The sequence below is a fragment of the Tenacibaculum tangerinum genome (assembly GCF_029853675.1).
GTDB classification, from domain to species: domain Bacteria; phylum Bacteroidota; class Bacteroidia; order Flavobacteriales; family Flavobacteriaceae; genus Polaribacter; species Polaribacter tangerinum_A.
On sequence record NZ_CP122539.1, the window covers coordinates 2,336,118 to 2,347,008 of the forward strand.

A 10,891-nucleotide genomic window follows, 5' to 3' on the forward strand; every position below is an offset into this window, starting at 1 on the left:
TATTGCTATATGAATTCAGAAAAATTGCTAGCCATGTTACGGCTACAAGCCACTAAAAACATAGGAGCTGTTTTAGCAAAAAAGCTAATTACAGCTACAGGTAGTGTAACGCAGGTGTTTCGAGAGAAGAGAAATAACCTACATAAAATTAACGGAATTGGCACTCATGTTACTCAACATCTTTTTGATGAAGACAACTTGAAAAGGGCAGAAAAAGAACTCAACTATATTCAACAAAACAACCTTGATTTTTCGTATTTTTTAGATGCTGATTATCCGCAATACTTAAAACATTGTATTGATGCGCCTATCTTGCTTTTTAAAGATGGAAACATTCAACTAAACAACGATAAAATAATTTCAATTGTAGGTACTAGAAACATGAGTTCGTATGGTCGTGATTTTTGCAATCAACTTGTTGAAGACCTAAAAGAACACAATCCAATTATTGTAAGTGGATTTGCTTATGGGGTAGATATTTGTGCACATACAGCTGCTATAAAAAACAACCTACAAACCATTGCTGTTTTGGCTCACGGATTGGATGAAATTTATCCCAAAACTCATAAAAAATACATGCATCAAGTCAATGAGAATGGCGGATTTATTACCGAGTTTTGGCACGATGAACCCCCTGTAAGAGAAAATTTCTTAAAACGGAATCGTATCGTGGCAGGACTTTCAAAAGCTACGATTATTATTGAATCTGCTAAAAAGGGAGGCTCGTTAGTTACTGCCGATATTGCCAATTCGTATCATCGCGATGTGTTTGCGTTGCCCGGTAGGGCTTCTGATGTGTATAGCAAAGGATGTAACAATCTCATTAAAAATAATCAGGCACATTTGTTAACTTCTGCCGAAGATATTGTAACAATGCTCAACTGGGATCTTCCGAGAGCTTCAATACCCATTCAAAGCAAGCTTTTTGTTGATTTGAATGATAACGAACAGAAAATTCACGATTATTTACAACAAAATGGTAAACAATTGCTAGATGTTATTGCCTTGAAATGCAATCTTCCTACCTATCAATTGGCATCTATTTTAGTGCAAATGGAACTCAAAGGAGTTATAAAACCTTTACCCGGAAAAATGTTTGAAGTTTAGTCAACTTCAAAAATAATTGGTAATGTGCATTTGACACTCACATTTTTACCTTCTTTTTTGGCAGGGATAAATTGAGGGAGTTCATGTATAATTTCTTTGATACATTCTTTCAGTTTAGGGTGTGCCGCCCTCACTTTTACATCAGAAACATTCCCTAATGAGTCGATTGTAAATTGTGTATACATTCTTGTATTTCCTTTTTTTATTCCTAAATCTTTAAACAAATCATTACTAAACCTCTCTCGAATAAATTTGTTGAGTTCTTCTTCAAATTCAGAAGTAGTTTTTTTGAATTTAGGTTTACTGTCAACTTGAAAAAAGGAATACGGTTCAATGGGTTCCATGGCGGCTTCTCCTTCAACAATGACTCCAACAATAACAACTTCAGGAACACTGTCTTTTGGTTGTAATAGGATAGCTTCTTCTATTTCTTTCTTTTTAGGAAGTTTATTTACTTCTTCAATATCAAAAGGTTCTACGGGGTTTTTTAAAACTTTACCAGTATTTTCAATAACAGTTATCTCAGTTGTTGCTAAAAGTGGTGGAACTTTACAGTTGTTTTTCTGAATAAGAGTATCGTGATTCTTTTTTAAAATATCAATTCCTATTTCAGTTTTTGCAATAGAGTCAATTATTTCAACCTTTTCTATCTTTTGAATTTTTCCTGAATCTGTCTTGCAACTAAACAAGGTTGTTCCCATAGCAAACAATAAGGATATTATAAACAGTTTTTGAAAAGTTAAGGATTGATGAAACATTGTTTCTGGTAACTGAATTACAATGCTATCAAGCTGCTTTCTGTAAAAATGACCGCAAACTCTTTGTTCTTTATTTGCTATTAAATATTCTTGAATTTCTTTGGTTGATTTTTTAGTAAAATCGACTACTGTTTTTGAACAGGAGCTACAAAATTTTCCTTTCTCATTAGGCGTCATTGCATCCCAATTTTCATGACAAGGTTTTGGAATGGTAAGTTTATAGTTTTTCATAGTAAATAGTTTTGTTTAGAATTAACAAATATTATTCCAAAGAAATAAATTCAAGTATCTTTGAAAAAAGGTTTTTCAATGACTTCAGAAAACAAACTCATTTCTCAAAAGAAACCCGCTTTTCCTGTTAAGAAAAAGCTCGCCAATTATTTGAACAGGCATAAAAGAACCATACAAATTCCTATTTTTTATGACGATTTGTTACGTTTTCAAGGAGCTATATCGGTGTATGATAAACACGATAACGATACTTTGTGGGTTCGTGTTTATTACAATGAGTTTGAGCGAGAGGAAATAGATTTAAGTCTTAAACAGATATATAATATTTTACACTCTAACGGCTCGAATGCTAGCATACAACACCTAAATATCGATGCGGTAGACTTTTGTACTTTTGGTAATTCTAAGCCTTTTCGAGTAAAAGTTCGAAATATTTTAAATGACAACTATACCTATTTTTATGTAAAAAAAACCGATGCTTCTCGTATTTATGGTTTGGAGCTGGAAGATATTTTGTCGCCTTATAATTTGAACTTTTTGGTATATGAAGATACACTAATAGAAGAGCATATTTCAGGAATTCCTGGCGACGTGTTTATTAATGAATACTTAGATAGTTGTATTGACATAGAGAAGGCACAGATAGCCAAAGAATTTGTAAAATTTAACGAGCGTTGTATGATTCGTTTGTTAGGCGATATGCGTTCGTATAACTATGTGGTAGTGCCTACCCACGATTTTGAGAATGTGGTGTATAAAATACGTCCTATCGATTTCGACCAACAATGTTACGAAGGCAAGTTTAAAGTATATTATCCGCAGTTTTTCAAGGAAAACCTAAAGATGGTGCAATTGGTAGCAGACAAGCTTACCTCGAGTTCTATCGAACAATACCAGTTAGAAGAACGTTCGATTGTGGCTAAGAGAATTTTAGGATCACGTGCTCGCTTAGGTCGCTTGATAAAAGCCATGAAATCAGACACGATTTCTATTTCGAAAAACATTGCACAGCTAAAGGCTGAAATCTTTAATTTTACGGGTGATATTAATTTTAGAGATAGCGACGGAATGGGAGAGGTCTTGGAAAGTGCCTTAAATTTTGTTCGTAGAAATTACGAAGACGTAAGTATGAAAACCATTATTCAACAACAACAAAAACTACATTAATATCTTCTACTTCGAATACTTTCAATAACAACCGTTGCTAAAATCAAGCTTCCACCAACAAAAGTATTCCACGTCGGTACTTCTTTTAAGAAAATATATGCTAAAATAATTCCGAAAACTGGTTGAATACTACTAATAATACTTGCGGTCGATGCTGAAAAAAACTGTAATGAGTGTACCATTAAACTATGCCCTATAGCGGTAGTTAACAACCCTAAAAGTAATAGGTATGGGAGTTGCTCTTGAAACCCTGAAACATCCATAAAAAATAAAACCGGAACTAATACCACTGTAATGATTACTGTTTGATAAAACATGAGCATCACTCCGTTATACTGTTGTACATATTGTTTTAAAATTAAAATCCTGATAGAATAACACAGTGCCGAAAACAAGCCAAACAATATACCCTGAACCTGCGTACTTGTAACGTCGAAGTCAGGAGCTAAAATATAGAGTCCTAGCAAAACCAATAAACCTAAAACAAGGTGAATTGGGTTGAATTTTATTTTTAAAAACAAAGGTTCTAAAAAAGCAATCATTACTGGAAAAGTGTACAAAGAAAGCATGCCAATAGCCACATTTGATAGTTTTAAAGCATAGAAATACGTAATCCAATGCACCCCCATAAAAATTCCACTTATCAAAAATGGGAACAAATGCCTTCTCGATTGTATGGTCAGGTCAATTTTTTTAAATCGACAGAATGCATATAAAAATACCATCGCAAATACCGATCGAAACCATATAATAACTTCCGAAGGCATAGCAATATACCTACCCAATACTCCCGAGGTACTGATAAAAAAAGTAGCCAATACCAAACCTGCGAGGTTTTTATTATGGTTGTTTTGCATTTATGTTGTACTTATGTTTTTAAAAGACTATGTTACAAATATGTATAGGCGGCTAAGATGCCAAAATAGGGATCATTATACGCTCCTTTTTATCTTCCTCCACTAAAAAAGACTCACTGACACAAAATTCTTTAAAAATGTAATTCGTAGAGGCACTTAGAACTCTTAAACATGGTTGCCATTGTTAAAAAATTAATGTTCTACAAAAAAGAAACAAACCTGCGTGAAAGTACGAACTTTTACCCAAATCAATCTTTTTAGTTTATTATAATGCTGTTTTTTTATAGTTGTATAGGTCTTGTATAGGTGTATTATTATTGGCTTTCAGTTAATTATGCTAATATTGAAACCAAATCAATAAATCAAACCATTTATGAACACTTATTTTTATATAAAAAGAACAGCCCTGCTCTTTCTTTTAGGATTTGTATGGAATACGACTTTGACCCAAGCACAATGTCCTACAATTATTTGGCAAGACGAATTTAACAGTACCCAACTAGATGCCTCAAAATGGAATGTGCAACTCGGAGATGGTTGTGCCGAAGGTATTTGTGGTTGGGGAAACGGAGAACTACAATCGTATAATGAAGCGAATATCACTGTAAGTGATGGAACCTTAAAAATTACATCGAAAGTAGAGCGTACACGAGGATCAAGATATACCTCAGGAAGAATTAACACCAAAGGAAAAGCTTCTTTTGCGTACGGTCGTATAGAAGCCTCTATAAAACTCCCTGTGGGTGATGGTTTATGGCCTGCATTTTGGATGCTTCCTACTGATGAGGTTTACGGCTCTTGGCCACAAAGTGGTGAAGTTGATATCATGGAATTTACTGCTTCTCGTCAAAAGGAAGTATATGGATACATTCATTATGGAGATTTGTATCCTAACAATCAATCGCAAGGAAGCATTTTCGACTTAAAACAAGGAGTTTTTCCAGATCAATTTCATGAGTTTGCCATCGAATGGGAACCTGGTGAAATTAGATGGTATGTAGATGGAATTTTATATTCGACAAAAAAACCAGAAGACCTGGCACCTTACCAATGGCCTTTTGATCAAGATTTTTACTTGCTACTCAATGTTGCCGTTGGTGGTAACCTTGGAGGAAATGTAAACGATAGTATGCTCCCTGCTACTATGGAAGTAGACTATGTACGCGTGTACGATGGTGTAAAAACGCACATAACAGGTAACGATGTGGTATCAAACCAAGCATCACAAATTACCTATACCCTTAACAATTTAAGTCCTGGAACTTCTGTAAACTGGACTGTTCCTACGGGTGCTACCGTAGTAAGTGGACAAGGGAGTGCTTCGGTTGTTATCGACTTCGGTTCAGAAAGTGGTGTTGTATCGGCTTCTTTTAATAACGGATGTGAACCTACATCGTTAGGCATTTTTGTAGAAGTAGAACCACCGTATGTAAAAGATTTTTCTTTTGAAAACTTTGATACTCCGGCCGCAGTAAGTTTCACCTCAGCTACAGGAAACTTACTAGAAACGAACAACCCCTCCCAAAACGGAATTAATACCAGTAGTTTGAGTGGAAAGTATACACGAAATAGTACAGAACAGTACGATTTAATAACGTATGACATTACAAACGTAATCACAGGAACTCCGTACCTAAACAAAGAAAAGAAGTTTTATGTAGATGTATATACCCAAGCCCCAGTAGGTACAGAAATCATCATACAACTAGAAACCAATGATGCCATTGCTACCAATTATCCAGTAGGTAGGCATAGTCGCTATGTGGCTCAAATTACGCAACAAAACGCATGGCAACGTCTTGAGTTTTCTTTATTAGACACGCCCGACCCTGGTGCAGATGGTTCAGCATTGACTAAAATGATTATCCTGTTGAATCCTAATAGTTTTACCTCAGACGTATACTATTATGACAATTTAGACAGTTACAATGCCGACACAGGAACCACTGTCAACCAAGCCCCTACCGTAAGCATGACGAGTCCTAATGACGGAGCTTCTTTTTCAAGTGGAAGTACTATTGATTTAACTGCTAACGCAAACGATATCGATGGAAGCATTGCTGAAGTTTCTTTCTTCGACAACGATGTGCTGATTGGTTCAGATACCACGGCTCCCTACAGCATTAGCTGGAATATTTCGCAAGGAACACATACCATTACCGCCAAAGCAACCGATAATGAAAACCTTACGACCACCTCAACACCCATAACCATTACGGGGACTACAACAGGAACAGCAACTACTTTTTATGTGGCTTCTATTGTTACTGGTGAAGCAAGTGCGCAAAAAGGTCAAAAAATAGGAACAGCTACAGTGAACCTGAAAGATGATCTGGGTGGAGTAGTATCGAATGCAACGGTTTCAGGACAGTTTTCGGGAACTTTCAACGAACAAGTACAAGCGACTACCGATGGAAACGGAAATGCTTATTTCCAAACCAGTCAAACAGCCAAAGGAACTTTAACGGTGCAATTTTGTGTATCTGATGCTCAATACACTGGTTTAACGTTTAGTCCGTTAAACGATGGAACTATCTGCTCTTTATCTGCCAGAACAGGAAGTAACACAGATGACCTTGAAGAAGTGCTGTTAAATCAAGCTACTGAAAGCGTCCCTTATCCTAACCCTATGGCAACTTCTTTTACCTATCAATTACCCGAGAATAACCGTGCTATTTTTTCTTTTGAAATCGTAAGCTTGAGTGGTAAAATCATAACTTCTTGGAAGAATGTAACAAGCACTAAAGAATATAATGTTTCGTATTTGAAAAAAGGAATTTATATACTTAATGTATATACAGACAGTGGTCTTTTCAAACAATATAAAATGGTGAAAAAATAAGTACTGTAATTTTAAATTTTTAGAGAACCTTAAATAACTACATCCTTTTAAAACGCCTTGTCTTTGCATTTACTATAAAAGACAAGGTGTTTTTGTATGTTAATTTTTTAAAATGGTTTTTATGTTTTGTGAACTCAAAAGCTCCCCTCTAGTACTCTGAAAAATTAAGTAATTGTAATGTATAGCGAAATATTTTAAAAAAGAAATCCCAAAGACATAGGTTATCAGAAGAAAATTTAGCTATACTCCTAGTGAATTTTTTCTATACTGAATTATCAGGTTTCATTTACAATCTTATGTTAGATTGAATTACTAAAAAAGGCTCTTCTTTAAGAAGAGCCTTAACTTTATCTCTGAATTATTTGCTTTTTAACTTAAAATTCAGTCTGTTCTAATTAACGAATTTCAAATATTCATTGCATGTGATTATTTTTTAAACACTTTGGTTGTCAATAATTTTTGTCCGTCATTTACTTCTAAAATATACATTCCGGTTTGTAAACCTGAAACATTTATATTTGAGTTGTTTAAGCGTCCTTGTTTTACTACACTACCAATCGTATTTATAATTTTATACGTTATATCGTCTGCTTTAGATGCTAGTTTTACCTGTAAGTAATCTACTACTGGATTAGGATACGCCATAAAACTGATACTATTTTCATTTCCTAAGCTTTCTCCTCCTGTGCCAGCTGAAAAACCGTATAATCCTTCTGCTACCGAAGTACTTGAAACAATATTTACGGTATAGTCTTCTACTTCTCCATACGAAAAGGCTTCACAAGAAGTTTGTGCACTGTTGTACTTCATCGAAACACGCATTCTAGTAGTTCCTAAGCTTGCTCCTGAAGGAACATTTACTGTAGCCGTTAAGTTATTAGCACTTGAAGATGAACCCGACACCACTTTTTCACTACTCTCGAAAGTACCGTTTTGGTTAAAGTCTATCCAAACTGCCCAATATTCTGTGTACGATGTACTGCTAAAGTCTGCACTTACTATCATTTGATTTGAACTTCCTTGAGATAAGGTTGCTGTTTTTGAAGTAAAATCGGCATATCCACCGTTATCACCTGTTGCATTTGTCATACCTCCTAGCTCTACATTATCAATCCACTCATACGATGAGTTGTTTCCTTGAGAACCACAGTAGGATACCGTATTAGATAAAGTTGTAACGTTAATTGTATTACTTGATGATGAAACGTTCCCTGCTGCATCTTTAGCTCGTACCGAGAAACTATACGTGGTACTAGCGGCTAATCCTGTTACACTAGCAGAGGTTCCTGTTACTGTTGCAATCTTGGTAGTTCCTCTATAAACATCGTAACCTGTTACCCCTACATTGTCGGTTGATGCCGACCAGCTTAAAGTTAAAGTCGTTTGTGTAACGTTACTTGCTGTTAAGTTTGTTGGAGCACTCGGTGCTTGAGTATCTGCTGTGCCAGCTCCAATTACCACTGTATAATCCTCTACTTCACCATACGAAAAAGTAGCTTCACAAGCGGTAGGAGTTGCATTGTACTTCATTACGATTCGCATTCTTGTGGCTCCTTCTAAAGCACCCGACGGAACGGTGAATGAGGTGCTTACTGGTGTTGTTTGTGAAGGTGATTTTGTCCATACTGTTTCGCCTGCATCAGAAAAATCTCCATCTTGATTGTAATCTATCCAAACTCCATATCCTTCATTATATACTGTACCTGTCCATGTTGGAGTTATGGTAATAGTATGAGAAGTCGACTTAGCTAAATTTGTTGAAATGTTGGTGTAATCGGTATAGCCATTTCCTGCACCTGAACTATTATTAATAGTACCTAATTGAACTCTTCCAATATATTCATCTGCCACACTATTTCCTTTTGATGAACAATAGTTTAGAGGAGGGTTTCCTGTGGTTGTTACATTTAATGTTGCAGAAGTACCTGTACCTCCAGTAGCACATTTTGCTACAACAGTAACGGCGTACTGAGTACCACTTATTAGTCCAGTAACATTAAAAGATGTGCTGGTTACATTGGTCGTATTTCCTGCTACGGTTACGTCGTAAGAAGCGGCTCCTGAAACAGCATTCCAAGACACTGTAAATCCATTATCTCCGATATTAGATGCACTCAAGTTACCTGGTGCTGCTAAAGCACAAGCTTGCACAAATTCTTCTCCTACGTTAACAGCATAAAAAGCATTGGTAGTTGAAATTACTTCTTGAGAATTTGCCCCGTATAAATCGGTAGCTGCTTGAATAGCCCCTGCTCTAGCATCAGAAAATGTTGCATTTGCTGATAAATAATTGGCTTCTGTTCGGTAAGCAATTTTAGCAGCTTTTGCCATTCCGATACCTGTTACGTTGTAGTTATCTCCAACATCGTTGCTTCCTGAACCTCCTGCAGTTAGTAAGTAAAACCACTTGTTTAAAACACCAGAGTTGGTATGTACACCACAATAGTCGTTTGTTCGGGTTGGAGTACCACAATTAGGGTTCTTCCAGTACGTTCCTCCATAGGTATCTGGCTGACCTAATGATTTTGGGTCGTTCATAGAACGTAAGGCTGCAGAACCAGTACGTCTGTCTATTTCGTCTCCTATTAACCATACAGAAAGGCTTGGGTTTAAATCGTTTCCGTTTCCTTTTGCAAAGTGTTCTACGGCAGCTCCCCAAATATCAGAAAATCCTTCATTTAAAGCACCCGATTCTCTTTGGTATGCTAAGTTGGCGGTATTTGAACAAACAGCGTGTCCTATTTCGTGTGCAGCTACATCTATCGAAGTTAAGGCGTCAAAATATCCATTTCCTTCTTGTCCGTTAGAAGAACCATCGCCATAAGACATTACAGAACCATTCCAAAAAGCATTGTCGTAATTAACATCTACATGTACATAGCTTCTGATTTGAGCACCATTCCCGTCATAACTATTACGATTGTGCTTTTGTAAAAAATAGTCGTAAGTCATCATGGCTCCCCAATGAGCATCTAAAGCCGCATTATCTTTATTGGCACTGTGCTCGGCAGTTGTCCAGTTATTATCATTATCGGTAAATTGATTGTAGTTTGATATGTATGGGTAAGTAGCTCCTGGTGATTGATTTTTAGCATCTCTAGTGTACACTTTTCTTCCTGCATCACTCAAAATATAACTCCCACCACTTAACGCCGTTTCAATAGATTTAGTACCACTATAACGTGTTTGTGCTGTTCCTGTTACAAATGCTGTTGCAGCTTCAGCTTTGTTACTTTTCTTTGCATACTTCGTAATATTACCAACATGCCCAAATTTATCTGCGTGCTTTATTATGGCATTGTAAAACAAAGTTTCTCCTGTATGGGCATCGATATATAAATATCCTCTGCTTAGTGGTTTTGTAGCAAAAATGTCGAATTTATAAGCCAATTTTGGTTCTTTTTTTCCAATAACTTCTTTTGGAAGAATTAGCAATTCTCCTTCTGGTTTTTTGTAGTTATCCATTTCTTTAGCAGCTTCAGGAAATTCCCATAAATACTTTTCAGCTCCTGTATGAGACAATGCCTTTTTAAATGCTTGCTCTTTTGATAGTTTTGGAGTTGTATTTACTTTTCCTACATCATAAAACTCACCATTCATACTTTTTAAAACACCATTTTTAGCGTGCGCAGTATAGGTAGCAAATTCAACTTTTACTCCCTTGAATTTTTGCTGATATTTTTCATGGGTAAAACCGATATCATCTTTGGTGGATGTTAGTTTATGCAAACGATCGTCTTTGAATAACTTTAGTCTTTTCTTAATAAGATCTGGGGCTTTTTGTAAAGAAACCTTTGACGACTCGTTAAACTCAATGTGTTTTAACTCTCTGTTTTCTTGAGCGTTTATACTATAAACACCTGTAAACAAACAAGTAAATAAAAATGCTTTTTTAATGTAATTGTGTTTCATTCTTGAAGGGTTTAGCT

6 protein-coding genes are annotated in these 10,891 nt (G+C 35.9%); 3 read left to right on the top strand and 3 right to left on the bottom strand.

Translation table 11 applies throughout. The annotated features are described in order from the left end of the window. The first annotated feature begins 9 nt into the window (after positions 1–9). Positions 10–1,107, top strand: coding sequence for a DNA-processing protein DprA (gene dprA / locus P8625_RS10355; RefSeq protein WP_279650378.1), 1,098 nt, complete (start codon positions 10–12; stop codon positions 1,105–1,107). Here the strand turns inward: dprA and P8625_RS10360 are convergent. After that, on the bottom strand, positions 1,104–2,096 hold the full coding sequence (locus P8625_RS10360) for an energy transducer TonB (RefSeq protein ID WP_279650379.1): 993 nt from the start codon (positions 2,094–2,096) through the stop codon (positions 1,104–1,106). The two genes, dprA and P8625_RS10360, sit on opposite strands and share 4 nt — an antisense overlap. 78 nt (positions 2,097–2,174) lie before the next feature. Between P8625_RS10360 and P8625_RS10365 the strand changes: the two genes are divergently transcribed. Beyond that, the gene (locus P8625_RS10365) at positions 2,175–3,263 is read left to right on the top strand and encodes a hypothetical protein (protein WP_279650380.1); all 1,089 of its coding nucleotides are present in this window, start codon (positions 2,175–2,177) and stop codon (positions 3,261–3,263) included. Here P8625_RS10365 and P8625_RS10370 read toward each other — a convergent pair. Further along, entirely contained in the window at positions 3,260–4,120 is an 861-nt protein-coding gene (locus tag P8625_RS10370; protein WP_279650382.1) for a DMT family transporter, read from the bottom strand. The genes P8625_RS10365 and P8625_RS10370 overlap by 4 nt on opposite strands. A gap of 373 nt (positions 4,121–4,493) precedes the next feature. On the opposite strand from P8625_RS10370, the gene P8625_RS10375 reads away from it, so the two are divergent. Beyond that, a complete protein-coding gene (locus P8625_RS10375) occupies positions 4,494–6,962 on the top strand; it encodes a family 16 glycosylhydrolase (protein ID WP_279650383.1) in 2,469 nt (822 codons plus the stop codon). Positions 6,963–7,388: 426 nt separating this feature from the next. On the opposite strand, the gene P8625_RS10380 is transcribed toward P8625_RS10375, so the two are convergent. Further along, positions 7,389–10,874 (bottom strand): M4 family metallopeptidase, encoded by a 3,486-nt coding sequence (locus P8625_RS10380; protein WP_279650384.1) that lies wholly within the window; start codon positions 10,872–10,874, stop codon positions 7,389–7,391. Between the last annotated feature and the right edge of the window lie 17 nt (positions 10,875–10,891).